This window comes from Erythrobacter insulae (assembly GCF_007004095.1).
In the GTDB taxonomy this organism is placed as follows: domain Bacteria; phylum Pseudomonadota; class Alphaproteobacteria; order Sphingomonadales; family Sphingomonadaceae; genus Erythrobacter; species Erythrobacter insulae.
Genome location: NZ_VHJK01000001.1, coordinates 2,178,063 through 2,203,935 on the forward strand (window position 1 = coordinate 2,178,063; position 25,873 = coordinate 2,203,935).

27 protein-coding genes are annotated in these 25,873 nt (G+C 57.8%); 14 read left to right on the forward strand and 13 right to left on the reverse strand.

The window, feature by feature from the left end:
- Positions 1-35: 35 nt before the first annotated feature.
- A complete protein-coding gene (locus tag FGU71_RS10175) occupies positions 36-2,246 on the reverse strand; it encodes an LPS-assembly protein LptD (RefSeq protein ID WP_142788462.1) in 2,211 nt (736 codons plus the stop codon).
- Between the two features lie 284 nt (positions 2,247-2,530).
- Here FGU71_RS10175 and FGU71_RS10180 point away from each other — a divergent pair, with 284 nt between their 5' ends.
- The 6 genes from FGU71_RS10180 to FGU71_RS10205 all read left to right on the forward strand — a co-directional run bounded on the left by FGU71_RS10180 (position 2,531) and on the right by FGU71_RS10205 (position 6,126).
- The gene (locus FGU71_RS10180; protein WP_142788463.1) at positions 2,531-3,985 is read left to right on the forward strand and encodes a leucyl aminopeptidase; all 1,455 of its coding nucleotides are present in this window, start codon (positions 2,531-2,533) and stop codon (positions 3,983-3,985) included.
- Positions 3,986-3,998: 13 nt separating this feature from the next.
- Positions 3,999-4,142, forward strand: a complete 144-nt coding sequence (locus tag FGU71_RS10185) for a DUF2256 domain-containing protein (RefSeq protein WP_199799173.1) — start codon at positions 3,999-4,001, stop codon at positions 4,140-4,142.
- Positions 4,139-4,573: a DNA polymerase III subunit chi gene (locus FGU71_RS10190; protein ID WP_142788465.1), complete on the forward strand. Its 435-nt coding sequence runs from the start codon at positions 4,139-4,141 to the stop codon at positions 4,571-4,573. Before FGU71_RS10185 ends, FGU71_RS10190 begins: the two co-directional genes overlap by 4 nt.
- 16 nt (positions 4,574-4,589) lie before the next feature.
- On the forward strand, positions 4,590-5,096 hold the full coding sequence (locus FGU71_RS10195; RefSeq protein WP_142788466.1) for a hypothetical protein: 507 nt from the start codon (positions 4,590-4,592) through the stop codon (positions 5,094-5,096).
- A 101-nt stretch (positions 5,097-5,197) separates the two neighbouring features.
- Complete coding sequence (gene ndk / locus FGU71_RS10200; protein ID WP_142788467.1) at positions 5,198-5,620, forward strand: nucleoside-diphosphate kinase; 423 nt, start codon at positions 5,198-5,200, stop codon at positions 5,618-5,620.
- A gap of 8 nt (positions 5,621-5,628) precedes the next feature.
- On the forward strand, positions 5,629-6,126 hold the full coding sequence (locus tag FGU71_RS10205) for a hypothetical protein (protein WP_142788468.1): 498 nt from the start codon (positions 5,629-5,631) through the stop codon (positions 6,124-6,126).
- Here the strand turns inward: FGU71_RS10205 and FGU71_RS10210 are convergent.
- From FGU71_RS10210 to purM, 3 genes are read right to left on the reverse strand one after another with little or no spacing between them, the layout of a single operon-like run.
- Positions 6,118-7,320 carry a sulfotransferase family protein gene (locus tag FGU71_RS10210; RefSeq protein ID WP_234035719.1) on the reverse strand — a complete coding sequence of 401 codons (1,203 nt, stop codon included), beginning with the start codon at positions 7,318-7,320 and terminating at the stop codon, positions 6,118-6,120. The two genes, FGU71_RS10205 and FGU71_RS10210, sit on opposite strands and share 9 nt — an antisense overlap.
- 5 nt (positions 7,321-7,325) lie before the next feature.
- Positions 7,326-8,303, reverse strand: a complete 978-nt coding sequence (gene purN / locus FGU71_RS10215) for a phosphoribosylglycinamide formyltransferase (protein ID WP_142788469.1) — start codon at positions 8,301-8,303, stop codon at positions 7,326-7,328.
- Positions 8,296-9,417, reverse strand: a complete 1,122-nt coding sequence (purM, locus tag FGU71_RS10220; protein WP_142788470.1) for a phosphoribosylformylglycinamidine cyclo-ligase — start codon at positions 9,415-9,417, stop codon at positions 8,296-8,298. Before purM ends, purN begins: the two co-directional genes overlap by 8 nt.
- A gap of 86 nt (positions 9,418-9,503) precedes the next feature.
- Between purM and FGU71_RS10225 the strand changes: the two genes are divergently transcribed.
- The 4 genes from FGU71_RS10225 to FGU71_RS10240 are packed head-to-tail and all read left to right on the forward strand — an operon-like array spanning position 9,504 to position 12,604.
- Positions 9,504-10,814 (forward strand): heavy-metal-associated domain-containing protein, encoded by a 1,311-nt coding sequence (locus FGU71_RS10225; protein ID WP_142788471.1) that lies wholly within the window; start codon positions 9,504-9,506, stop codon positions 10,812-10,814.
- Between the two features lie 13 nt (positions 10,815-10,827).
- The gene (locus FGU71_RS10230; protein ID WP_142788472.1) at positions 10,828-11,469 is read left to right on the forward strand and encodes a P-loop NTPase family protein; all 642 of its coding nucleotides are present in this window, start codon (positions 10,828-10,830) and stop codon (positions 11,467-11,469) included.
- Between the two features lie 41 nt (positions 11,470-11,510).
- Positions 11,511-12,236 carry a serine O-acetyltransferase EpsC gene (gene epsC, locus FGU71_RS10235; RefSeq protein ID WP_142788473.1) on the forward strand — a complete coding sequence of 242 codons (726 nt, stop codon included), beginning with the start codon at positions 11,511-11,513 and terminating at the stop codon, positions 12,234-12,236.
- Positions 12,236-12,604, forward strand: a complete 369-nt coding sequence (locus tag FGU71_RS10240; protein WP_142788474.1) for a DUF2794 domain-containing protein — start codon at positions 12,236-12,238, stop codon at positions 12,602-12,604. Before epsC ends, FGU71_RS10240 begins: the two co-directional genes overlap by 1 nt.
- Before the next feature lie 4 nt (positions 12,605-12,608).
- Here the strand turns inward: FGU71_RS10240 and FGU71_RS10245 are convergent, their stop codons facing one another.
- The 3 genes from FGU71_RS10245 to FGU71_RS10255 form a co-directional block, all read right to left on the reverse strand.
- Positions 12,609-13,787: a hypothetical protein gene (locus FGU71_RS10245; RefSeq protein ID WP_142788475.1), complete on the reverse strand. Its 1,179-nt coding sequence runs from the start codon at positions 13,785-13,787 to the stop codon at positions 12,609-12,611.
- Between the two features lie 151 nt (positions 13,788-13,938).
- Positions 13,939-14,868 (reverse strand): SDR family NAD(P)-dependent oxidoreductase, encoded by a 930-nt coding sequence (locus FGU71_RS10250; protein WP_142788476.1) that lies wholly within the window; start codon positions 14,866-14,868, stop codon positions 13,939-13,941.
- Between the two features lie 165 nt (positions 14,869-15,033).
- Complete coding sequence (locus FGU71_RS10255; RefSeq protein ID WP_142788477.1) at positions 15,034-15,717, reverse strand: HAD-IA family hydrolase; 684 nt, start codon at positions 15,715-15,717, stop codon at positions 15,034-15,036.
- An 85-nt stretch (positions 15,718-15,802) separates the two neighbouring features.
- Here FGU71_RS10255 and glmU point away from each other — a divergent pair, with 85 nt between their 5' ends.
- The 3 genes from glmU (at position 15,803) to FGU71_RS10270 (ending at position 18,160) form a co-directional block, all read left to right on the forward strand.
- On the forward strand, positions 15,803-17,173 hold the full coding sequence (gene glmU, locus FGU71_RS10260; RefSeq protein WP_142788478.1) for a bifunctional UDP-N-acetylglucosamine diphosphorylase/glucosamine-1-phosphate N-acetyltransferase GlmU: 1,371 nt from the start codon (positions 15,803-15,805) through the stop codon (positions 17,171-17,173).
- Positions 17,170-17,442 carry an HNH endonuclease gene (locus tag FGU71_RS10265; protein WP_142788479.1) on the forward strand — a complete coding sequence of 91 codons (273 nt, stop codon included), beginning with the start codon at positions 17,170-17,172 and terminating at the stop codon, positions 17,440-17,442. The genes glmU and FGU71_RS10265 overlap by 4 nt, the downstream gene beginning before the upstream one ends.
- 70 nt (positions 17,443-17,512) lie before the next feature.
- Positions 17,513-18,160 (forward strand): SOUL family heme-binding protein, encoded by a 648-nt coding sequence (locus FGU71_RS10270; protein ID WP_142788480.1) that lies wholly within the window; start codon positions 17,513-17,515, stop codon positions 18,158-18,160.
- A 32-nt stretch (positions 18,161-18,192) separates the two neighbouring features.
- Here FGU71_RS10270 and FGU71_RS10275 read toward each other — a convergent pair whose 3' ends face one another.
- Together FGU71_RS10275 and FGU71_RS10280 are read right to left on the reverse strand one after the other, a co-directional pair.
- The gene (locus FGU71_RS10275; protein WP_142788481.1) at positions 18,193-18,432 is read right to left on the reverse strand and encodes a DUF1153 domain-containing protein; all 240 of its coding nucleotides are present in this window, start codon (positions 18,430-18,432) and stop codon (positions 18,193-18,195) included.
- Positions 18,433-18,703: 271 nt separating this feature from the next.
- Positions 18,704-20,836: a prolyl oligopeptidase family serine peptidase gene (locus FGU71_RS10280; protein WP_407644411.1), complete on the reverse strand. Its 2,133-nt coding sequence runs from the start codon at positions 20,834-20,836 to the stop codon at positions 18,704-18,706.
- 278 nt (positions 20,837-21,114) lie between these two features.
- Here FGU71_RS10280 and FGU71_RS10285 point away from each other — a divergent pair, with 278 nt between their 5' ends.
- On the forward strand, positions 21,115-21,591 hold the full coding sequence (locus FGU71_RS10285; protein ID WP_142788483.1) for a hypothetical protein: 477 nt from the start codon (positions 21,115-21,117) through the stop codon (positions 21,589-21,591).
- Positions 21,592-21,674: 83 nt separating this feature from the next.
- On the opposite strand, the gene FGU71_RS10290 is transcribed toward FGU71_RS10285, so the two are convergent.
- From FGU71_RS10290 to atpA, 4 genes are read right to left on the reverse strand one after another with little or no spacing between them, the layout of a single operon-like run.
- On the reverse strand, positions 21,675-21,932 hold the full coding sequence (locus FGU71_RS10290; RefSeq protein WP_142788484.1) for an ATP synthase F1 subunit epsilon: 258 nt from the start codon (positions 21,930-21,932) through the stop codon (positions 21,675-21,677).
- Positions 21,933-21,937: 5 nt separating this feature from the next.
- On the reverse strand, positions 21,938-23,395 hold the full coding sequence (gene atpD / locus FGU71_RS10295) for a F0F1 ATP synthase subunit beta (protein WP_142788485.1): 1,458 nt from the start codon (positions 23,393-23,395) through the stop codon (positions 21,938-21,940).
- A 57-nt stretch (positions 23,396-23,452) separates the two neighbouring features.
- Positions 23,453-24,322 carry a F0F1 ATP synthase subunit gamma gene (locus FGU71_RS10300; protein ID WP_142788486.1) on the reverse strand — a complete coding sequence of 290 codons (870 nt, stop codon included), beginning with the start codon at positions 24,320-24,322 and terminating at the stop codon, positions 23,453-23,455.
- A gap of 12 nt (positions 24,323-24,334) precedes the next feature.
- Positions 24,335-25,864 (reverse strand): F0F1 ATP synthase subunit alpha, encoded by a 1,530-nt coding sequence (gene atpA / locus FGU71_RS10305; protein WP_142788487.1) that lies wholly within the window; start codon positions 25,862-25,864, stop codon positions 24,335-24,337.
- Positions 25,865-25,873 lie beyond the last annotated feature (9 nt).

The following is a 25,873-nucleotide window of genomic DNA, read 5'->3' on the forward strand; positions in this document are numbered from 1 at the left end:
CAGCTGTGCCCTGATCTGTCACGGGGCCTTGCCTGTTACTGGAAACCGAGGTTTCGCAGGGCGAAGAACAGTTGGAAGGTGTTGCCGCGTTCGGCATCGCCTGCGGTAATGAAATCGCGCCGCCATGTCAGACCCATTTCGATGCAGTCATCCTGATAGGCAACGCCGAGCCGCGTACGGATCGGTTCGAAACCGTCAGGCGCAAAGGTCGGGTCTTCATCCGCACCGGTAAGGTTGAACACGCCCGAGCCGAAGGCGGACCAATTGCGATTGAAGGCCACGCGCGCCGCGACGCGAAATTCCTCTCGGTCCTGCAAATCTTCGACTGTTTGAATATCACGGTTCAGCCGCAAATAACCGACTTCGAAATAGGTGCGCTGCGATCCGATGGTCGCATCGATTTCATTGCGGCGGATCGCGAGGTTATCTTTGTCGAGGCGGAAACGGTGTGTGAATTGCAGGTAATCCCGATATCTCACCTCTGTCCGCCCGACAAAATCGGACACTTTCTCTGACAGACCTGTGCCGTCAGGGAAAACCTCACGCTGATCATCAAGGCGGTAGGATTGACCGACGGTGGTTTTGACCCGCCAACCCGGCTTGGTCAGCGACCAGTCGATGCCCCACGTGACCCGCGCGCCGTCCTCTACCCGGTCATATCCGGGGAAACGGTTGAGTGCGAACAGGTTGGAATCTTCCAGATCAATTGCCCGCGCATCTTCATTGGGAACCGCCAGATTGCGGATTTTGGGGCTGGCGACAATTTGGACACGCGGCGTAAGCACCTGTGTGCCGCCAAACGCTTCGCCAACAAACGGCCATTCGACATCCATCGCAGCCGTGGCGATACCGCGCCCGGTCCAGCCTTCATTACCGCGGTAGATTTCTGTCTGCGTGGAAAGCGAATTTTGCGTGTGATAGACATCGCCTCGCAGCAAGCCGGTGAATGTCACCACCTGCCCAAGACCGGTCAGCTTTCGCAGATCCCAGCGCGCACCTGCAAAGGCACGCTGGGTATCCTGACCATCATTTCGGATCAAACCGAGCGTGTTGGCCTGAAGCTCGAATTTTCCGCCGAGAACCGGTTCGTCGATGCGCTTGCGATAATCGAGCGCGGGGATCGCCACCGGAATTTGGCCTTGCTCGGCATTGATCCGCAAAGTCTGCGTCGCCCATCCAGCCAGCGAAAAATACGAATCATCGTCAATCCGCTCCAGATTGATGGTCGAACGCAGCCGGTCATCACGGCTGAGATCGTAACGGCGCAGGAATGTGCGATCACTCGCAACGCGGAGCGATCCGGTAAGGCTCCATTCCGGAGAGAATTGAAATCTGCCGTTGGCAAACAGATAGCCGCGCGGATCGCTTTCGGTTGTGGGGACGCCGGTGAAATCGGCGACGCGGCTGGATACGGTTGCAAATCCGGTGACTTGATAAGCACCCTTTTCGGTAAGGTGCCGCCATTGACCGCGCGCCATAGGGGCCACGGAAGTGAAAACCGATGCGCCCAGACTTAAATCCTGATTATCGGAAATACGCCAATAATAATCACCCGACAGTTCAAGCCCGTTGACTTCGGTGATCCGCAAATCGGGTACGAGAAAACCGGATTCCGCGCCGCCATCGGTGCGCAAGGAAAGGCCGGGCAGCGGCAAAATGCGCGCGCCGAACAATTCAAGCATCGCGCCTTTGAACATCACGCGGTTTTCATCCGGATCGAATGTTACGCGGTCGGCTGTCACGCGCCAGCTGGGGTTTTTCGCGCAGCCATCTTCGGCAGTTACCGCGCAGGCGGTGTACGCCGCGTCGGTCAAAACCACTGTGCCATCTTCCCCGCGCCCGCCAGAGCGCGCGGCAAGCCGCCCCCCGGCGCGAAGGGCAAGCAAAAGGTCGTCCATCGCGCCGGCTTCGAACTTGTCGTTGAGCTCAAGACTTTCGGTGTAAAGCTGATTGCCGCGATCATCGACAAACCGGATATTGCCGGTCGCAAGGATTTGCCCGGACCCTCGATCCCACACAATCTGATCGGCGCGAACCGAACCGTCTTCGCCGCGCAGGATCACATCGCCGCGCGCGGTTACGGTGTCGCTCTCATTATCATAGGCGAGCTGCTGCGCTTCAAACTCCAATTGCTCCCCTTCAAGCAATTGGGCCGGGTTGTCTGTTTCCTGCTGTGTTGCAGCGGCAGACGGGGTTTGCGTCTGAGCCAGGGCAGATGCCGCGTTCAGGCACGTTGAAGCGCCCATGATCGCGATAGCGACCGGGCTTGCTTTACAGTGCCAATTTGTGCCGAGCGTGACCAACCCTGCGACCTTCCAACCGTGCAAAATTTTTGCTCGGTATTTTCCAACCGGGCGTCATGTCTTGCCTATTGCACCGCTCGCGCTTAATCGCAATCGCCATTCAAGGACCGGAGCGCCGGGACCGATCAACCGAGCCGGGCGTTCGGTAGTATGTCGGCAGGGTTGCGATAAGCAGGCGATCTCTGGCCCTATGCTATTAACGTCTGATCCATTTCGCGGGAGCCTCCATGCAAATCCAATTCATCGATAAACATCCATCCGGTGTGCGCCTTTCCGCTCGGATCGTGAACCACAAGGGCACGCTGTCCGATCTTGATGCTGCAATCGTTGATGGAGCCAAGGCTTCGCGCTTTGCAGGCCGGACCGGTCAGGTGTTTGAAGGGTTCACCATGGTCGATGGCAATGTGCGCCGGATCGCGCTTGCCGGGGCCGGCGACACTGACGGTAAAACGCGCCGTTTGAACGTTGAAAAAGCGGGCGCTGCGCTGATCGCGAAATATCTGCGGTCAGGCGAAACGGATATGGTCGTTGACCTTGGTCATGCCGATCTTTCGAGCGACGAGGCTGCTGCCGCGCTGCTGGCAATGCGCCTGCGGGCTTGGCATTATGATCAATACCGCACGACACTTGCCAAGGAAAAACAGGCAACGCTGACCAGTGTGCATGTTGTAAACGCGCCCGAAGGAACCGAGGACGCGTGGCAGGAACAATCCGCCATCGCCAAGGGTGTGGAGTTTACCAAACGCCTGATCACGGAACCCGCGAACGTTTTGTATCCAGAAAGTTTCGTTGAGCGCTGCCGCGAGGCGTTTGCGGGGACCGGTGCAGAGATCACCGTGCTCGACGAAGATGACATGGAAAAGCTCGGCATGGGCGCATTGCTGGGCGTGGGTCAGGGTTCGGTGCGCGAATCCCGTATGCTGGCGATCCGCTGGAATGGCGGAGGCGATGAAAAGCCGACCGTGCTGGTGGGTAAAGGCGTTACCTTCGACACTGGCGGCATTTCGTTGAAACCGCCTCCCGGCATGGAAGACATGAAATGGGATATGGGCGGCGCTGGCGCGGTTGCCGGCGGGATGTTGTCGATCGTCTCGCGCAAGGCGAAGGCCAATGTCGTCGCTGTCATGGGCCTTGTAGAAAACATGCCCGATGGCAATGCGCAGCGGCCCGGCGATGTTGTGACCACCATGAGCGGGCAGACAGTCGAAGTGCTCAACACCGATGCCGAGGGGCGTCTGGTGCTTTGCGATGCGCTGCATTGGGCTCAGGAAGAATACAAGCCCGCGCGGATCATTGATCTTGCGACTTTGACCGGCGCGATGATCATCGCACTGGGGCATGAGCATGGCGGCTTGTTTTCGAACGATGATACTCTGGCAGAGCAGCTTAGCGAAGCGGGCTTTGCCACCGGTGATAAGCTGTGGCGTCTGCCAATCGGCCCGGCCTATGACAAACTGATCGACAGCCCGATCGCGGACATCAAGAATGTTGGCCCGCGTCCGGCCGGTTCGATCACCGCCGCGCAGTTCCTGCATCGCTTCATCAAAAAAGGTACGCCTTGGGCGCACCTCGACATTGCGGGCATGGTATTCTCCGACAAGCCGGGTCACACTTGGGATAAGGGCGCGACCGGATACGGCGCACGCTTGCTCGACCGGCTGATCAAAGACGTAGCGGAGTAAATTCGTGGGGCGGATGCGCAAGAAATCTGATCTGCCCTCGAAAATCTGCGAGACTTGCGGGCTGCCATTTACGTGGCGCAAGAAGTGGGAACGGGATTGGGATAGCGTGCGCTATTGCTCGGAGCGGTGCAGACGTTCAAAAAGCAAATCGGCATGATTATCGATTTCTGGCAGCTCTCCCGTGATCCGGCGGACAAAGTGTGCGCGTTGATTGCGCAACGCGTGCTTGGTTCCGGTGAACGCTTGTTGATCGTCAGCAAGGATGCAGATCAGCGTCAGGCTATTGCCAAAGCAATGTGGAAGGCAGAACCGGCCAGTTTTCTCGCCAATGCCGAAGCTGGCGGCATCAGCGATGACCGCCAGCCCATTCTGCTTTCCGAAACCACACAGGCCGCCAACAGCGCCAGCCACGTCATTTATGCCGATGGAGAGTACCGCGAAGCCGATGGTTTTGCGCGCACTTTCCTGTTGTTTAATGATACCACTGTCGAAGCCGCGCGCGCCACGTGGCGCGCGCTTGATGGGAAAGACGGTCTGGAACGGTCATTCTTTCGGCAGGATGGCGGCAAATGGATCAAAGTTGCCTGAGAACAAGGATTTCACGATGCGCAGACACATAATGCCGCTGATGGCGATGGCCGCGCTCTGCGCCTGCGGGGCAGAGACTTCGGACACCGTCACCTCCGAAGACGGGCAGGAAGGCGAATATTCGATCGACAGCGATTCGGGCGAAGCGACGGCTACGATAGATACGCCCGAAGGCACCGCGACTTTCCGTTCGGGCGCAGATGTGCCGGTTGATCTGCCAAGCGGCTTTGCGCTTTACCCCGGTGCCACCGTCACCTCCAATAGCCGGTTTGATCAGGAAACCGGGACCAAAGTCGTTTTGCTGTCATTCGAAAGTGACGACAGCCCCGAGGCTATCGCTGATTTCTATCGGGAAAGTGCGAATAAAGCAGGGTTCGAGATTCTGGTCGATGCGACAATGAATGGCGGTGTTTTGATCACTGGCAAAGGCAAGTCGGGCGGTGTGTTCACGCTCAGCACGTCCACCCAGGATGGCAAAACTTCGGCGCAATTGACCACCGGACTGGGCGAGGTTGCCCCTTGAGCCGACAGCAAAAGCTTGAACTGGCGGGCCTGCGGGGCTAAGCGCGCGCCGGAAATCACCCCCGGCGCAAATCTGCGCATATCTATCCAAGGAAACATATCATGGCGGTTACCCGCACTTTTTCGATCATCAAGCCTGACGCGACCCGCCGCAACCTGACCGGTGCGGTTACCGCGATGCTTGAAGAAGCTGGCCTTCGTGTTGTCGCGTCAAAGCGTATCCACATGAGCCGCGAACAGGCCGAAGGCTTTTACGCCGTTCATGCAGAACGTCCGTTTTTCGGTGAACTCGTCGATTTCATGATGAGCGAGCCAGTGGTTGTTCAGGTTCTCGAAGGCGAAGACGCCGTCACGCGCAACCGCGACATCATGGGCGCGACGAACCCTGCGGACGCAGCCGAAGGCACCATCCGCAAAGTGCACGCTTTGTCGATCGGTGAAAACACCGTCCACGGCAGCGACAGCGAAGAGAACGCGAAGATCGAAATCGACTTCTTCTTCAATGAAGATGAAATCGTCGGCTAAACCAGGACATGGAAGTACCGACCATTCTTCAGATGGCAACATTTGCTATCGCACTGGTCGGTGCAGTCCTCGGGATTATAAATACTTGGAACGCGGTCGCAGATCGTAAACCTAATGCCCGCGTACGCTTTCTCAATGTGCGCTTTGTAAACGAGATGGAGCACCTCGGATATTCGATAGAAGTGACTAATCTAAGTTCATTTCCTCTTACCATAAACGAAGTCGGTTTCTCACTAACACCCCGGTGGTCCTCGGAAATTGAACGACTTGTTCTTCTACCGGATGATCAGTTTGGCGCTTCACTGCCGAAAAAGATTGAGCCTCGTGAGCAAGCTGACTTCCGAATGGTGGGCAAGATCAAAGGTCGTTCGCCGAAAATGATAAAATCGGTTTACGCTAAAACCGCTTGCGGGAATGTATTTCGAACAAATTCCGAACTTGTGAAGCAGATCGCAAAACAGTCTTCGAATGCGCCGTCATCCGAAGGGCAATTTCGACTAGATTGAGGCAAACTGCGCCAATTGTGCCGAATGCGCGCGGTGATGTCCGCTCTCGCTTGCGGCCATTTCGCGGCGCATTGCTTTGAGCGCTTGCGGTGTCAGCTCGATGTCCAGATCGGCGTAAGTGCGCGTGATCTCGCCTTCCCAATCGGCGTTCAGCGCGTCAAATTGCAGGCGGGCAACAGGTCCGGCCCAGGTTTTGAGCGCAGCGGCCATCCGTGCCTCGCGCAGCGCAAGTTTGCGGCGCCATTCGGTTTCGATCCAGTCGAGATCGCAGGCGTCGCACTGGATCGCCATCTGGTTCGCCACCAGTGATACCGCACTGCGAAGAACTGCGCTGCTATCACGCTCGGCCAGGACAAGTTTTGCATCCGGGAATTGCGCCAGCAAGGTCGATAGGTCTTCGCTGAAGGCGGGGACTTTCAGAACGCGCGGACGGTCCGCCAATCCTCTGTGGGCTGCATCGCTGCGCAGCATCCTGCCAAATTCGCGGTAAATCGGCGTCGGGTCGCGCGCTTCGCTGAATGCTGAATAGGACGGGATTCGCCATTGGGATTCGTAAATGGAATGGTTCAGCGCCGCTGCGATCCAGCCAAGCTCTTCTTCAACCTCGCCGCTCGCCATCGGATGGATCACGTCGATCCACGGATTGATCCGGCGCATCATCATCAGATCGAATGCGCCCTTGATCCGCCGGATATCGGGAAAGCTGGGTACAGGATGCGCCGCATCGCAGTAACGGGTCGCGGAATGCGCCGGGTCAGCGGCAAGCAATTTGTGGATGCGCGTGGTGCCGCTGCGCATATGGCCAATCACGATGATCGGCGGGGCGAGCTTTGTCGTCAGCAGATCAGGTTTCTCCGCCCATACAGCGCCAAAGCGCAGGCGATTTTTGATGGCGCGGGTCAATTGTCCCCATGCCATCGCCCGGCCCATGGGGTTGAGGCCCGCCTCCGCTTCAAGAGCAGCAACCAGTTTTTCCAGCCGCAGCCGGAAATCCACGACATCCTCGGGGGAACGCGCTGCGATTTCCGCGTCTCCGGCCCGCTCGCCAAGGCTTTTGGCTGCGACCTGCCATAAATCATGCGGATCGAGGGAAGGGGGCGGCAGCCAGCCTTTGGTCCATGCCTGCGCGAGCCAGCCATTCGACCTGTCGACAAGAGGGGCACGGGCAAGGGGGTGGGAGCGTTCTGGAAGCACGATGTTCAGAACATATCCGCGATATCTTGAAGTTTCGTTAGCTTTGCAGGGGCGACGCTGCGCCAGCTGCGCTGCAACCATTGCTCGACATGTGCCCAGTCAACGCCGGGACGATTGAGGATCAGCCCGATCCAGCCGCTTGCCCCGTAATAGGCCGGTTTGAAATACACCTCCGGCTGCGCTTCGATCAGGCCCAGCAATTCATCCATTCCGCTGGTCTTCACAAGGACGGCGATATGCTCGCTGCCGTGATGTTGATCGTTGAAATGGGCAAAGAACTTGCCTGATTTCTCGCTACCGACACGGAACCCGGGCGAGCCATGACTGTCGCGGCAATGCGCTTCGGGAAGGGTGAGGGCGAGCGCGCGAATTCTGTCATAAAGGTAATCGGGGTTGTATCCGCGAGAGACATAGTCAGCGATGGCGCGCGGATAGAGTTGATGTTCGGCAAATTTGACCCGATCGGCCAGACTATCAGGTGTCTCATCCGCGCGTATGGCCACGCGTACCTGCGCCAGCACCTCGCCTGCGTCGAGTTCGGGCGTCACGACATGGACGCTGGCACCGGCGTGGCTGTCTCCAGCCGCGATGGCGCGGGCATAGGTGTCCAGCCCTTTGTATTTCGGCAGTAGGGAGGGATGGATGTTGAGAATGCGACTTTCCCAGCGCCGGACAAATTCATCCGAAAGGATTCGCATATACCCTGCGAGGATCAGGTACTGAGCACCTGATGCAAGAAGGGCTTTCTCCATTGCGGCGTCATGCACATCGCGAGAATGGCCTTTGTGCGAATGAACGAAGGTTTCGATCCCCTCCGCCGCCGCGATTTCCAATCCGCTCGCATCCGGATTGTTGCTGGCGACAAGCACCACATCATACGGGCTGCCATCAATCAGGCTGGCATAGAGCAAGGCGGCCATATTCGTGCCGCTGCCTGATATAAAGATCGCGACCTTGGCTTTGTGGAGGCTCGCCTCAGCCAAGATGGGTGGCTTCCCAGCTTTCTGTCGCAGACCACGTGCCCTGTGATCCGCGCACAGTGCAGCCTTTTGCGCCGGCCTCGATTGTGCCGACGCGAACCACGGTTTCACCGGCGTCGCTCAGGCGCGCAGCTACAGATTCGGCCTGCTGGGCTTCAACCGCGATCACCATCCCGACGCCGCAATTGAATGTACGCGCCATCTCTGCCGGTTCGATATGACCCTGCGCCTGTAGAAACGCCATCAAACGCGGTTGACCCCAGCTATTGGCATCAATCATCGCATGTGCGCCATCGGGCAAGATCCGCGGGATGTTTTCCAACAGACCGCCACCGGTGATATGCGCAAGCCCGTTGATGGAGCCGTCGCGGATGACCGGCAGCAGGCTTTTCGCATAGATACGGGTTGGTTCAATCAGAGCATCGATCAGCAACCGTTCCTGATCAAAAATCGCAGGTCGATCAAGCTTCCAGCCGAAATCGGCGGCAAGTCGGCGGACCAGCGAATATCCGTTGGAATGGACACCTGAAGACGCAAGGCCGAGCAGGACATTGCCCGGCGCAACCTTTTCACCGGTCAATTGCTCTCCGCGTTCAACCGCGCCCACGCAGAAACCGGCCAAATCGTAATCGCCCGCCGCATACATTCCCGGCATTTCGGCAGTCTCGCCGCCGATCAGCGCGCAGCCTGCCTGTTTGCAGCCTTCTGCGATACCGGCCACGACCCGCTCTGCAACGCCGTTTTCAAGATGACCGGTCGCGAAATAATCGAGGAAGAACAGCGGCTCTGCGCCCTGAACAATCAGATCGTTGACGCACATCGCAACCAGATCAATGCCGACTGAGTCGTGCCGGTCATGATCAATCGCCAGTTTCAATTTTGTCCCGACGCCGTCATTGGCCGCGACCAGAAGCGGATCTTTGTAACCTGCAGCCTTGGGATCGAAGAATCCACCAAACCCGCCCAGATCGCTCGTCGCACCGGGCCGGGCGGTCGCTTTTGCAAGCGGCGCGATGGCTTTTACCAGGGCATTTCCCGCGTCAATCGAAACGCCGGCATCAGCATAAGTGTACCCGCTTGAGCCTGTTTTGCCCTCGGAAGGTGTGTCAGAAGTCATACAATCCCCAAAATCATGCCCATGCGTTTAGCGTTTCCCGCTTGGAATTCCACTCGCCTTTAGGCAAAAGGCCGCTGATTTCCCCGATGACAGTGATTAGCACTCATCCTGGCCCTTCTAAAGAGGCCCTCAAACGTTCAAGCGGTGCACCGTGGTTGCAGCGCATTCTGGCGGCCGTGATCGCGTTTGCGCTGTTGAGCGGCGGATACGCGTTCGTCCTGGCGCAGGTTTCCGGCGACCGGGGAATCGCCCCGACGGCATCATCATCCGACATCGAAGTTCGCGGCATCGAAGTGGACGAACGCGCCGATACCGCCGTCGAAGCACGCGAGAAAGCATGGCGCTCTGCTCAGCGTCAGGCATGGCAAAAGGTTGATGGCCCGCCGCTATCCGATGGCCAGCTTGCCAGTATGGTGTCCTCCATCGTTATCCAGCGGGAACGCATCGGCCCGAAACGCTATATTGCCACGCTCGGCGTGATCTTTGATCGCCAGCGCGCGGCGCGGTATCTGGGCGGGTCCGCCACTGCGCGATCATCCGCGCCCATGCTGTTAATCCCGGTCACCGCGAGCGCGGGCGCATACACCGCATTTGAAATGCGCAATCCATGGCAGCGGGCCTGGGCCGATTTCAATCCCGGCTCCAGCCGCATCGACTATGTCCGGCCATCGGGCGCGGGCGGAGATTCGCTGCTTTTGAATTACGGACAAACAGGACGCCGCAGCCGGGCATGGTGGCGATCAACGCTGGATCAATTTGGTGCAGCGGATGCGTTGGTGCCGATTGCGCGGCTGGATTATCAATTTCCGGGCGGTCCAATCAAAGGGACATTTACGGCGCGTTATGGCCCCGATTCGCGGGTGCTCGAAACATTTGAGCTGAACGCTGAGGGTCCATCGGGCCTCTCGGCTATGCTGGGCGAGGCGGTTGAGCGTATGGATGCAGCATACGAAGCGGCGCTTGCCACCGGCAAACTGCAACCGGATCCCACGCTGCGGCTCGGCGGGGCGGGGGAAGTTGACCCCGCGATCGCCCGGCTGATCGAGCTTGGCCGCGCGATCCGTTCGCGCGAGGCAGCGGTACGGCAGGCTAAAGAAGCCGCCGCTGCGCCGCAGACAGATGCTCAGCAACCGGGAGTTGCCGCGCCGCCTGCCGCTGCGGTGAACACATTTGTGGTTCAGTTCACAACCCCCAATGCGGTCACATTCGATGCGTCTCTATCAGGCGTGCGCGGCGCCGCCGGTGTTCGCGGACTGTCCGTGAGCAGCACCGCGATTGGCGGCACTTCGGTCATGAGCGTGACCTATGCAGGCTCCCTTGATCAGCTTGCAGCCGCGCTGCGAGCGCGCGGCTTTGCTGTCACTCAAGGTGCAAACGCGCTCGCCATAAGTCGCTGAGGCGGCGCAGCGCATGGCCAAGGCTTCCCATCCCACTTCGCAGATTGCGCTGCCGCTTGCTTCTGCGGGCGCGGCCGAGCCGCAGCGGATTGTGGTCGGTAATGCCAATGCACATGTGATCGAGGCATTGCGGGATCCATCCCGCTGGCCGTTTCATACCGCCGTGCTGACGGGGCCAGAGCGTTCGGGCAAAAGTGTGCTTGGCCGCTGGGCCGGGGCAAACGGGATTGCGGTTATCGATCAGGCAGATTCCATGGACGAGACCGATCTGTTTCACCGTTGGAACGCCAGCCAGAAAGGTGGATCGAAGGCGGGAGAGCCCTTATTGTTGATCGCCAATGCGCAGCCGTGGAAGATCGCCTTGCCCGATCTTGCCTCGCGGCTTGGCGGGTCATTGCAGCTGGAAATAGGCGAACCTGATGATGCCATGGCGGCTCAATTGATCGAGGCCATGGCGGAGCAACGCGCGCTATCCTTGGCTGATGGCGCTGCGGATTACCTGGGCCCGCGCACAGAGCGCAGTTTTGCTGCGCTCGAGAAACTCGTTGCGGCGATTGACCGCATCAGCCTTGAACGTCAGGCCCCTGCCACCATGTCTATCTGGCGCGCCGCATTAGAAGCTGTGCAAGGCCCCGAACAACAAAAGTTGTTTTAACCCCTGCTTGCATCACACCGGGATTGGTGGGAGAAAAACCTATGTTTAACGGTCTGAAATCCTATCTGGACTCGATCCGCGCCCGCGATCCGGCACCCCGTTCGCGCTGGGAAATCTTGCTGTATCCCGGTGTGCTTGCGGTTGGTCTTCATCGCATCGCGCATTGGCTGTTTGAGGCAAAACTGTATTTCCTCGCCCGGTTTGTGAACCATTTTTCACGCATTTTGACCGCGATCGATATTCACCCCGGCGCAACCATCGGCAAAAATTTCTTCATCGACCATGGCTTTACTGTCATCGGGGAGACCGCCGAGATCGGTGATAATGTCACGATCTATCAGTGCGTTACATTGGGCGGGACCAATCCCACCAATGGCCAGGGCGGCAAACGCCATCCGACGTTGGAGGACCATGTCATCATCGGTTCGGGCGCGCAGATTATTGGTCCGATCACCTTGGGAGAGCGTTCGCGCGTCGGCGCCAGCGCGGTTGTCATGGAAGATGTGCCAGCCGGCGCAACCATGGTCGGTTTCAAGGCGCGCTCTACACTTGTTCCGGCCGAAGAATGGATCAAGGAATTCATCCCCTACGGCACGACGCCCGATTGCGAGGATGCGGACGGGAACCGGGTTGATTGCATCGAAAAGCTCGAAGGTGAATTGGCCGTAATGCGTGCAGAAATTGCCGAGCTGAAATCTGGCGCTTCACAAACGCCTGAACAGACTGCGTTTGATCTTGATCCGAAGAAAAGCGGGACCGGCAACTGATGGGCGCAGGCATCAGGCCGGGGGCAAGCGGGCAGATCGTAGCGTTTCCGGGCAAGTCGGGCGGTCAGATCGGGTTTGAACGGATCGAACTGCAACGCATTATGGACCTGTATGGCCGCATGGTCGCATCGGGCCAATGGCGCGATTACGCGATGGATTTTGATCGGCATTGCGCCAGTTTCTCCGCGTTTCGTCGCACGGCAGAGCGGCCTCAGGCACGGGTAGAAAAACGCCCCTCCCTGCGCAATAAACAAGGCATGTGGACCCTTTTCGGGGAACACGGTCAGGTGCTCAAACGCGGGCACGAGCTCAACAATGTCCTTGCCCCGATGGAACGCCGCCTGCTGAAAGCGGTGGACGGGAATTAAATGGTTATGCCGGGGCAGCGGCGCTGCTGTTCGCCGGAGAAGTGGTAGCGGGCAGTTTGTCCTGAACGCTTTCCGGGATCACCGACACAATCGCATGGCGGATCGGTTGCCAGAACGCTGAAAGGCTGAGCAACCCGGAGCCAATCACCAACGCTGTCAGCGCAAAGTTCAGCTCAACCGCGCCAAATTGCCGGAACAGAAATGTCAGCGCGAACAAGACATAGGCGAGGGCGGAAACAAGCAGCGCGCGGCGATCAATCGCCACCGCAATCAATCCGAACCCGATATACACTGCCAGCACGCTGACTGCGGCACCAAAGGCGATATTGTCTCCATCGGTGACGCCGATCAGGGCAAAGATCGGATGCGCGATCATAGGCGCGGCCAGCAGATGCAGCCAGAAGGCCACATCGCTGCGGCGGCTGGTGCGTTCCCGGTCTGAAATGTCCCACCGCATGGCCAATGCGAATACCCCAAGACCAGCCAGAAATACGAGCGAAAGCACGACAGTCTCAGAGACGTTATCGGGCCCAATACCCGCCACGATCAGCCCGACGATAGTGCCCGCAACCGCCGCAGCGCCCGCTGCAACGGTGATCGGCACCATAAACCGGCGCCAATGCAGATACGCGCCGCCTGCGGCAACCAAAGCCGCAAACGAGATTACAACCGCGCCAAGACGTTCATTGCCGCTCTCAACCATCAGGAAACCCACGCCCAGAACGGCGGCGAACACGCCGCCGACAAAGGCAAGCAACAACAGGATCGAAGGCAGTGCCATGCGGCGTTTGTTGGTAAAGAATTCTGCGAGCGGCCAGGCGGTTATCGCGACCAGCAATCCCGCAAATGATATGGCAGTCGCCTGATTAAGATCGCTGGCATCGCGCCATGCCTGCATCTGCTCTGTCGTGGGATCGGGTGTCGCGCGGTACAAATCCCAATAATCCTGCGCCGGGGCAATGATGCCTGCCAGCGCCTGGCCAATCGCACCCACAGCAAGCAGCAGGATCACGATCCCGATCGCCACGAAGATATCGTTGAAGCTGTTGATGAGGCGGAAATTCTCTTCCGAAGAGCGCGGCAATTCGCGTTGCCTGCTCATATGATTGCGGAAATCCTGTGCCGCTTGCGGGGTCAATACGCCTGCGTCCACCGCAGAATTGATATCGTCTTCGCTATACACGGCATTGTTCTCCCATTGGCTGCAAACTAGGCCCACTGTATTACTGAGTCAATACAGCTGAGGCGAGGCCATTTGCGCCGTAAGGGACCAAAAGAAAAGCCCCCCGCACATCGCTGTGCGGGGGGCTTTGAATGGGTTGAGCTTTGAAAGCTTATCCGCGTGCGCTTGCAGGGCCGGTGCCGGTGACTTTCTGCATCGCTTTCAGGATCGCGCCAGATTGCTCGCTGCCCGATTGCGGGGCGACGAGGTTGGTGAACGAGCTGATATCGTCCCAGCGATCGGCAAAGCCTTCGACAGTGCGCTGGCCATCCGGCAGCCATACGGCGTCGTTCATGACGACCCATGACGAATGGTAGCCGCCGGCACCAGCGCCGACGATGGCGTTGGTCGGTGCATCTTCGCTGACGAGGTAAAGCGCGGCAGGAACCACATTTTCCGGCGCGAACAGTTTAAAGGCTTCTTCGGGGAAGAGGTCTTCGGTCATGCGCGTGCCAGCAACCGGCGAAAGCGAGTTGCAACGGATGTTGTATTTTGCGCCTTCAAGCTGAAGCGTTTTGGTCAAACCGGCAAGGCCGAGTTTGGCCGCGCCATAATTTGCCTGGCCAAAGTTGCCGAACAGGCCGGTCGACGAAGCTGTCATCAGCACGCGGCCATAGCCTTGCTCGCGGAAGGTTTCCCAGCATGCCTTGGTCACGAATGCAGAACCGGTCAGGTGCACTTTGAGAACAAACTCAAAATCGTCCGGGGTCATTTTCGCGAAAGTCTTGTCGCGCAGAACGCCGGCATTGTTGATGAGAACGTGCACGCCGCCCCATTTTTGCTTGGCGTCGGCGACCATTTTTTCCATCTGGTCATATTCAGTGACGGAGCCACCGTTCGAAACAGCTTCGCCGCCGGCTTTTTCGATTTCTTCGACAACCTGCAGCGCCATGTCGGAATGGCCGGTGCCGTCGCGCGATCCGCCAAGGTCATTGACGACGACTTTCGCGCCGCGCTTGGCCAGCTCAAGCGCGTAGGCGCGGCCCAGACCGCCGCCTGCACCAGTGACGATGGCAACCTTATCTTTGAAATCGATGCTCATGATGGAATCCTTCCGTCCGTTTTATCTATCGTTTTGTGATGCGCGGGCTTTACGCTCGCGTAAACTTCTATGAGGCGCTGCGTGGCAGGAAATGTGCTGCGTTGCAACAGGCCGATTGGCGATGCGTGCGCGCCGTAGGGTCACGTCGCAAGGTACATCGCCGGACTAGAGCGCTTCAAGGGCGGAAATGAGGCCATCGAGCGAATCAATCACCGCGTCCGCGCCCAATTCATGCGGCGGTTTGTCGCAATAACCATACGATGCCCCGATCACGGGCACACCGGCAGCCTTGGCCGCTCTTACGTCGTATGTGGAATCCCCGACAAAAGCGAAGCTGCCTCCGCCGCATCGTTTCCGGGCTTCGATGACGGGGTCGGGATGCGGTTTGGACAGATATTGGCCATCCGCGCCCTTTCCCATGCTGTCCCCGCCGATCACCGTTTCAAATGGCTCGATAAAGTCGATTTGAGTCAGGATCGAGCGGGCAAAATCTTCGAATTTGTTCGTCACAACGGCGACTTTTACGCCGCGCGCTTTCAGTTCCGCCACGATTTCGCGGGCGTGCGGGTACGGTGCCGAATGCACCGCGTTGTGATCGGCATAATAGACCAGCATCTTTTTGTAGAGCGCGTGGAAATCGTCTTTGGGCATTCCGCCTTGCTGATCCACGGCCCGCGCCAGCATGATTTTTGCGCCGCCGCCGATCAAATCCTTGCTGCTTTCCAAAGGCGCAGGGTCAAAGCCGCCCAATTCCAAAGCATGGTTCACCGCCGCGCCCAAATCGCGGAACGTATCCAACAAAGTGCCATCGAGATCGAAGCCAATTGCGCTAAACGGAAAATCAGTCATGGGGACGAGGTGCGCGAACGTTCTTCATTCTGCAAGCATTTGATGGCAAGCGCGCACAAACGATAAAAATGCTATGGATATTCGCATGACAGATTTTGCCGCCATCATCCTTGCTGCGGGCAAGGGCACTCGTATGAAAAGCGACCTTCACAAGGTGCTCCACCCGATTGCGGGCAAACCGATGTTGATGCACCTGCTCGACAGTTTTGCCGGACTTTCGCCGCAGCGCACGGTTGTGGTCGTGGGCGATCGGCGTGAACAGATCGATGCAGCACTTGAGGGGCGCGGTATCACAACCGCCATGCAAGATCCGCAGCTGGGCACCGCCCATGCTGCGCTTCAGGCTAAAGATGCGCTCTCGGGTTTTTCTGGCAACATTCTGATTTGTTTCGGCGATTGCCCAATGGTTGAGGCCGAAACAGTCCGCAAATTGACCGCTGCTCTGGACGGCGGAGCCAAAGTCGCTGTGCTGGGCTTTCGTCCCGAAGACCCGCTCGCCTATGGCCGGATCATCGCGCAAGGTGATGGCACCGTAGTCAAAATGGTTGAGTTCAAAGACGCGAGCGAAACGGAACGCGCGGTCAACCTGTGCAATTCCGGTCTGATCGTGGCGCATTCGGACGATATGTGGCCGCTGCTGGATGCGGTGGACAACAACAATGCACAGGGCGAATATTATCTGCCCGATGTCGCCACAAACGCGATTGCGCGCGGCGACAAGGTCGTGGTCGTGGAAACCGGAGCGGATGAAGTCGCGGGGATCAATTCACGGTCCGAACTCGCAGGAGCAGAACAGCGCTGGCAAGCGGCGCGGCGTGAACAGGCCATGGCGGATGGTGCGACGCTGAAAGCGCCCGATACCGTGTTTTTCAGCCACGATACGCAGCTGGGCCGCGATGTAACGGTTGAACCGCATGTTGTCTTCGGACCCGGCGTTAAAGTCGCAAACGGTGTCCATATCAAAGCCTATACGCACCTAGAGGGAGCGGATCTCGCCACCGGCGTTCAGGTCGGACCATTTGCGCGGCTGCGCCCTGGGGCTGTGCTCGAAGAAAACAGCTTTGTCGGCAATTTTGTCGAGATGAAAAAAGCGACCTTGGGCAAAGGCGCCAAAGCCAGCCATCTGTCCTATATCGGCGATGCCACCGTTGGCGCAAATGCGAATATCGGAGCGGGTACGATCACCTGCAATTACGATGGCTATTTCAAATATCACACCACCATTGGCGAGCGCGCCTTTATCGGTTCGAACAGCGCGTTGGTCGCGCCGGTCACAATCGGCGCCGATGCGATTGTGGCGGCTGGCAGCACGGTCAGCCGCGATGTCGGTGCGGGCGAACTGCGCATGGTCCGCGCAGAGCAGCTGGTCAAACAGGGGTGGGCCGACCGTTTCCATGACACCATGAAAAAGAAGAAAGCGGCGGCGAAGAAAGACGGACCCTCAAAGGACCCGTGATCGACCCACCGCCAACCTGCTGGCTCTGCGGCCGTCCGTTTGAAACGCTGCTTCAGTGGCATCATCCGGTGCCAAAATCGAAGAAAGGGCGCGGCACTGTTCCGGTCCATCCGATTTGCCACAAAACGATCCATGCGAATTTCACCAACGCCGAGCTTGCACGGATCGGTGATGATGTCGCCGCGATCCGGGACCACCCTGTGATCGGCAAATTTGTTCGGTGGATCGCATCCAAACCGCCTGATTTCCATGCTCCGACGCGCCGGTAGACGCGCATCATCCGGGAACCATTGCGCCGCGTAACTGCTGATAGAGTAATCAGGCAAAGGGATAACGATCATGGGTTTGGCGAAATGGATTGCAGCAGGGACAGGCATTGCCGCCGTTGGCGCGATTGCTGTGTTTGCGCAGTACCGCGATATTGAAAAGCCGGCTTACGAAATCGTCATCGCCGACAATGAATTTGAACTGCGCCAATACAAACCGATGGTCGTTGCCGAGGTTACCCATACCGGCAATCGCCGCCGCGCAAGCGGTGAGAGTTTCCGCCGGTTGGCCGCGTATATCTTTGGCGAAGACCGGCCCGAGGGCGGCGAGGATATCGCCATGACATCTCCCGTCATCACCAACCGCGTCGATCAGAACGAATCCATCGCCATGACGTCTCCCGTAATTCAGGAGGAAACCGGTGAAGGCACGTGGCGGATGCGATTTGTCATGCCGGACAAATACACGCTCGATACGCTTCCCGCTGCGCCGGACGATATCACTTTGACAGAGGTGGCCGGACGGCGAATGGCCGCTGTGCAGTTTAATGGCAATGGCGGCGACGGTGACCTTGCGGTTATGCAGGCCAAGTTGATGGAATGGATTCAACGCCAAAACCTGAATGTTATCGGAGGCGTTGAATATGCATTTTATGATGCGCCCATGGTGCCCGGACAATTCCGCCGTAACGAGGTTTTGGTCGAAGTAGCGGCCGATTAGACCATTATCGGCCGCTGTTTCCGGGCAAAATTCTACGCCTCTTCGAGCGACTTCTTGGAATTGGGAATGTGACCAAGCTCGCGCTCCCATTGTTCAAACTCGCTTCTGCTGAGCAGATAGCGGTTGCGTGCTTCATGGAAACTGATGACCCGATCATGGACCGCTTGGACCACATCGGCCTTTTTTGATTTCGACCAGTAAACGCGGTGCGATTTTGGCAGTCCATACTGCTTGATCGCATCGGCGATGGAAATATCACGGGGGTAAGCCACTGTATTCACTCCTTCATCAAGGTCTAATTCAAGCCCCAAATTTACAACGCCCTCTGTTGCTGAAGGAAGGATCGCGCTCTCAAACTTAATCTGGCCCTATCAAACATGGTTAAGATTGCGTTGATGACACTCTACGTTGCTGGCGCGCGACGAAGCGATGGCAGAGTGTCGGACTGGCTTACAGCTACCGTTTGGTCAGTATGAAAAAGGCATGAAAAAGGGCGGCCCGGATCACCGGACCGCCCCATTGATTTCGCCTCGATTCGGCCGATCAGCCGCCGGATTTTTCATCCATCAGCTGCTGCATCAGATAAACGTATTGCAGCGCCTGAAGTTTGGCGCGCTGTTCATTATCAACGCCGCCCGAATGTCCCCCGGTCATATCTTCAAAGTAATAATAGGGCTGACCCAGAGCTTTCAGTTTGGCTGCGCCTTTACGCGCGTGGGCGGGGTGGGTGCGATCATCGGCTGTGGAGGCCCACAGGAACGGGGTGGGGTAATCCACGCCTTCGGTGATCTTTTGATACGGCGAATATTCTTCGATCCATTTGCGCTGTTCTTCGATGCGCGGATCGCCATATTCGCCAATCCACGATGCGCCCCTGCCGATCAGGTGATAGCGCAGCATATCGAACAGCGGGATCGCGACTATTGCCGCGTTGAACAGATCGGGCCGCTGCGTGATAGCAGTACCGACCAGCAAGCCGCCTTGCGAGCCGCCCTGAATGCCGAGATGCTCGGGCGCGGTGAACCCGCGATCGACAAGATCCTGACCCACGGCGATGAAATCATCCCAGGTCCGCTGTTTGTTTTCGCGGATCGCAGTCTGGTGCCAGTTCGGCCCGAATTCTCCGCCGCCGCGCAGGTTGGCGAGCACATAGGCGCCGCCTTTCTCAAGCCACAGTTTGCCGGTCGATCCAAGATATCCGGGCAAGCGCGGGATCTGGAACCCTCCATACCCGCTCATCAGGATGGCGGTGCTGCCATCCATTTCCATGCCTTTAGGTTTCACCACGAAATACGGGATTTTCGTCCCGTCGGCGCTGGTCGCTTCATGCTGTTCAACATCCATGCCGGCCTTGTCGAAATAGCTGGGGCTGGTTTTGAGCACAGTCGGCGCGGCCGTGCCGTCCGAATAATACAGCGTCGTCGGGTTGAGGAAATCGGTGACCGTAAACATGATCTGGTCGGTTTCATCAGAAGACGCCGCAATGGCAACGGTGGCGTTATCGGGCAGATCAACTTGCTCGCTAACCCAGGAACCGCCCGCCGCGTTGCTCTGATAATTGAATTTCAAAACCTTGCCGACGACATTGTCGAGCAAGCCAACGAACAGTGAATTGCCCGTGATGGCGCCGCCGCGTTTGGTCTGGCGTTCACCAGGCGCCCAGACGAGCGTTTTGGCGGCACCATTGGGGTTTGCTTTCCATTCTTCCAGATCAACCGCAACGAGGCTGTCTGCGGGGAATGTCTGGCCGTCCGCTTCCCAATCCACATCCGTTGAATACAACAAGTGGCCATCGACGATCCCGTAAGGCGATGCCTTCTTTGGGATATCCAGCTTCACCCACTCGCCGTCTTTTTCGACGAAATATTCGCTTTCGTGGAAGCTGATACCGCGAAACGCGGTGCGCGCGTGAATGGTGCCTTCATTGTCGCGCAGCAGGCTGGCTCCGGCCCACACGTCGCTCGATTCTCCGCGAAAAATTTCCGGGGCATCGGACAGCGCGGTTCCGCGTTTCCACACCCGGCTGGTAAAGGCGTATTCGCTATCTGTGAGAGTGCCTTCGCCAAAATCGCGGCCAACCAGCAGCGTGTCTTCGTCGATCCATTGAATGCCGCCCTGGCTTTTTTCTTCGATGGCAAAGCCGCCTTCGACGAAGGTTTTGGTCGTCGTGTCAAATTCGCGCATGATGGTCGCGTCTTCACCGCCATCGGACAGCGCGATCATGCATTTGGTGCGGGCAGGGGGCAGGCAGGTTGACCCTTTATAGACCCATTCCTTGCCTTCGGCTGCGGCCAGAGCATCCACATCTAGAACGGTTTCCCACTCCGGCTCATCGCTTTGATAGCTGTCCAACGTGGTACGGCGCAGCAGGCCTTTCGGGTTTTCCTTGTCTTGCCAGAAATTGTACAATCCATCCGGGCGAAAGCTGACAAAAGGAATGCGGTCTTCGCTGTCGTAAATTGCCAGCGCTTCGGCTTTCAATTGTTCAAAGCGCGGGTCGGTTTCCAACGCGGCCAGTGTCAGTTTGTTTTCATTCTCGACCCAGCCAAGCGCTTCGTCGCTGCGCGCTTCTTCGAGCCAGATATACGGATCCTGTTCGGGGCCGGGCACGCCATCGGCGGGTGTTTCGGTCTTATGGTCATCGGCGTGGGCGCCGGTTGCGGCTGTTACGGTCATGGCAGCAGCCAAGCCCCATGCAATTGCTTTGGTCGAGACAAGCTTCAAAAGTCCTCTCCTTTGGGAAAAATCTACGCTTAGTGTGGGGCCCGCGCCGGTGAATGTGAAGCGGAAAAGCGCGTTTTGGCCCATGAGTTTCGATGAACGCATTTGCGCGGGCCAAAGTCCGTTTTTCAGACGCGTTACGAAGCTTTACACGTCAAGGTAAATGCCCGTTAACAGTTTCACGCTTACCTGTTGGTCAGCGCCCGCAGAGGCGAAGGACAACGAGGGTAAAAATGAACACTTCAAACACCGCGAATGCCGAAACAGGTGTGGCAACAAAATTGTGGATCGCGGGTGTCAGCGTCCCTGTGACCGTTTTATGGGTGACGGAAAGCCATGCAGAGATCGTAACGCCCGGCGGCCTTGATCTGGCAAGCAACCAGCTCACCGCGCTGATCATGCGCGATTTTTTGAGTATGCCGATGCGCGTTGTCGCGCAGACTGATCAGAATGCGGTGCTCCATTTTGTCCAAAGACCGCATCCATCCGTGCTCGAATTGATTGATCGTGATCTTATCAAAGCGGGCATCGGCCGGTTGAGAGATATGCTGGAGGAGCGCGCAGTGCCCGACAACGCTCATGCCGATCTTGAATCGTGGCAGGCACGGGCCGACCGGGACGATAGCGCGGCGCATATCCAATTTCGCGAAAGGGTGAACTCGCTTCGCGCATACCGCGTATCAGAGCCATTAAGCGCCGCTTTCGCCTGATCAGGGATAACAGTGCGGCAAGGCGACACAAAAAAGGGCGGCCCACAAAAGCCGCCCTTTTCGTATGCAAGATCGTGAGGCGCTTACGCTTCGACGTGCTCAGCCAAAACAGTCAGACCGTTTTCACCGACTTCGGCAAATCCGCCGCGCACTTCGATAAGCTCAGGTGCGCCGCCATCAGTCTTAAAGACCTGAACCGCGCCATCACGGATTGTGGACATGAAAGGCGCGTGGCCTTCCAAAACGCCAAATTCGCCTTCGGAGCCGGGAACGACGACCATGTGGACGTCTTCGCTACGGACCTGCCGCGCAGGGGTTACGAGTTCGAAGTGAAGAGCCATCAGACTTAAGCGTCCTCTGCCATTTCAGCGGCTTTTTTGACCACGTCTTCGATACCGCCAACCATGTAGAACGCTTGCTCTGGCAGGTGATCGTATTCGCCATCGACAACCGCTTTGAACGATTTCACGGTGTCTTCGAGTTGTACGAAGATGCCGTTGATGCCGGTAAAGACCTCTGCAACGTGGAATGGCTGCGACAGGAATTTCTGGATCTTACGCGCACGGGCCACAGTCAGCTTATCTTCTTCAGAAAGCTCGTCCATGCCGAGAATTGCGATAATGTCCTGCAGCGATTTGTATTTTTGCAGTGTTTCCTGAACGCGGCGAGCGGTGTCGTAATGCTCTTGGCCGACAACGCGCGGTTCGAGAACGCGCGATGTGGAATCGAGCGGGTCAACCGCCGGGTAGATGCCGAGCTCGGAGATTGCGCGGTTCAGCGTGGTCGTTGCATCAAGGTGGGCAAACGAGGTTGCTGGCGCAGGGTCGGTAAGGTCATCGGCAGGAACGTAGATGGCCTGAACCGATGTAATCGAACCCTTGTTGGTCGAGGTGATGCGCTCTTGCAGGTTACCCATGTCGGTCGACAGGGTTGGCTGATAACCCACAGCCGAAGGAATACGGCCAAGCAGTGCGGACACTTCCGAACCGGCCTGCGTAAAGCGGAAGATGTTATCGACGAAGAACAGGACGTCCTGGCCTTCCTGATCACGGAAATATTCCGCCATGGTCAGACCCGAAAGAGCAACACGGGCACGCGCGCCGGGAGGCTCGTTCATCTGACCGAACACGAGGGCCACTTTTGAACCTTCGCTGGTGGCGTTGCCATCGGCGTCCTTGGCGATAACGCCCGCGTCGAGGAATTCGTGATAGAGATCGTTACCTTCACGGGTACGCTCACCCACACCGGCAAACACGGACACACCGCCGTGGCCTTTTGCGATGTTGTTGATGAGTTCCTGAATCAGAACGGTTTTACCAACGCCCGCGCCGCCGAACAGGCCGATTTTGCCGCCTTTTGCGTAAGGTGCGAGAAGGTCGATCACTTTGATGCCGGTGACGAGGATGGCGGCTTCGGTCGACTGGTCGACAAAGGCCGGTGCCTCGGCATGGATCGGTGCAGTCATTTCGGCACCGATCGGGCCACGTTCGTCGATGGCTTCGCCAACTACGTTCATGATGCGTCCGAGTGTTTTCGGGCCGACAGGCACAGAAATTTGCTTGCCGGTAGAGATCACTTCGCTGCCGCGGGTAAGACCCTCGGTCGCGTCCATCGCGATGGTGCGAACGGTGTTTTCACCAAGGTGCTGGGCAACTTCGAGAACAAGCGTTTTGTCGCCGTTCTTGGTTTCGAGCGCCGAGAGAATCGCGGGCAGTTCGCCGGGGAACTGAACGTCGACGACAGCGCCGATGACCTGGCTGATAGTGCCATTGGTGACTTTGTTGAGGACTGGTGCGGTGGCCATGTGTGTTTCCTTAGCCTTCAAATTAAAGCGCTTGCGCGCCTGCGTTTTAGGTTGGTGCTACAGCGCTTCCGCGCCAGCAATAATTTCGATCAGTTCGGTTGTAATCGCGGCCTGACGGCGGCGGTTATATTCGATGTTGAGATCCTTGATGAGGTCGCCTGCGTTGCGCGTCGCGTTATCCATCGCAGTCATCGAAGCGCCTTGTTCTGATGCTTCGCGTTCAAGCAATGCCCCGAACAGCTGCGTTTTTACATAACGCGGCAGCAATTCTTCGAGGATTTCCTCTTCGCCCGGTTCATATTCAACCACCGCGCCGCCATCGTCCGATGCTTCGGGTGAGGGGACAGGGATCAGCTGATTAACGGTCGGGTCCTGAACCAGGGCCGACTGGAATGTCGGATAGATCAGATGCGCGATGTCAAACTTGCCGTCTTCGAACATGCCGATCAACTCGGCAGCGATCGCATCGGCTTCTTCGAAACCGGGCGTCTTTACCGTGCTGGTGTCGAAATGCTTGCCGATATGGCTCGCATAATCCCGTTTGAGCGGGGCGCGGCCTTTTTTGCCGACAAGGTAGAATTCAACGTCTTTGCCTTCGGCCAGAAGCGCGCTGGCTTTGGCTTTCGCAGCTTTGACGATGTTCGAGTTCAAGCCGCCGCACAGGCCTTTGTCCGTGTTGACCACGACCAGAAGGTTGCGTTTGTCCGATCCGGTCCCGCGCAGCAGGATCGGTGCGCTGTCGCCCGAAACCTTGCCAGCAAGAGAGGCCATTACGGCGCTCAAACGTTCGGCATAGGGCCGACCAGCTTCTGCAGCAGCCTGCGCACGGCGCAATTTCGCCGCTGCGACCATCTGTTTGGCCTTGGTGATCTTCTGGGTCGATTTAACCGACCCGATCCGATCTTTAAGTTCCTTCAATGAGGGCACTGAGGCGCTCCTTTAAGCGAACTGTTTGGCGAAAGCGTCGAGCGCGGCGACGGTGCGTTTCTTCACATCGTCTTCGAACTTGGTGGTTTCGCGGATGTCCTTGAGGACGTCGGCGTGCTCACCGCGCATGAAAGCGAGCATTTGCTCTTCATACTCGGTCACGCGCTCGGTCGGGACGTTGTCGAGATAGCCGTTGGTGCCGGCGAAGATCGAAACGGTCTGTTCTTCAAATGGCATCGGCGAGAACTGGGCTTGCTTGAGAAGCTCTGTCAGACGCGCGCCGCGGTTAAGCAGTTTTTGCGTCGAGGCATCCAGATCCGAACCGAACTGCGCAAAGGCAGCCATTTCGCGGTACTGCGCCAGGTCGAGCTTCATCGAGCCCGAAACCTTCTTCATCGCTTTGGTCTGAGCGGCACCGCCAACACGGCTAACCGAAAGACCCACGTTAATCGCAGGACGGATGCCCTGGAAGAAGAGATCGGTTTCGAGGAAGATCTGGCCGTCGGTGATCGAAATCACGTTGGTCGGAATATACGCCGAAACGTCACCGGCCTGTGTTTCAATGATCGGCAGCGCCGTAAGCGAACCGTGGCCTTCGGATTTGCTCATCTTCGCAGCGCGTTCAAGCAGACGGCTGTGGAGATAAAAAACGTCACCCGGATACGCTTCACGGCCCGGAGGACGACGCAGCAGGAGCGACATTTGACGGTAAGCCACAGCTTGTTTCGAAAGGTCATCATACACGATCACGGCGTGCATGCCGTTGTCGCGGAAATATTCACCCATCGCGCAGCCGGTATATGGCGCGAGATATTGCAGCGGAGCAGGCTCGGAAGCGGTTGCGGCAACAACGATAGAATATTCCATCGCGCCGTTTTCTTCGAGCTGCTTAACGATCTGGGCAACGGTCGAACGTTTTTGACCCACAGCGACATAGACGCAGTAGAGCTTCTTGCCTTCGTCGTCGCCTGCGTTGACGCCCTTCTGGTTGATGAAGGTGTCAATCGCGACAGCGGTTTTGCCGGTCTGGCGGTCACCAATGATCAGCTCGCGCTGACCGCGGCCCACAGGGACCAGCGCGTCAACGGCTTTAAGACCGGTTTGCACAGGCTCGGAAACGGACTCGCGCGGGATGATGCCCGGCGCTTTTACTTCAACGCGGCTACGCTCGGTCGTTTCGATCGGGCCTTTGCCGTCAATCGGATTTCCCAAAGCGTCAACAACGCGGCCCAGCAAAGCCTTTCCAACGGGAACGTCCACGATGGTCTCGGTCCGCTTGACAGTGTCGCCTTCTTTAATCTCGGCATCAGAGCCGAAAATCACGACGCCGACATTGTCCGCTTCGAGGTTCAAGGCCATGCCCTGAACACCATTGGCGAATTCCACCATCTCACCGGCCTGAACTTTGTCGAGGCCGTGGATACGGGCGATACCGTCACCAACGCTAAGCACGGTGCCGACTTCGCTAACCTGCGCTTCGGTGCCGAAATTGGCGATTTGGTCTTTAATGACCTTGGAGATTTCTGCTGCGCGAATTTCCATGTGTGTAGT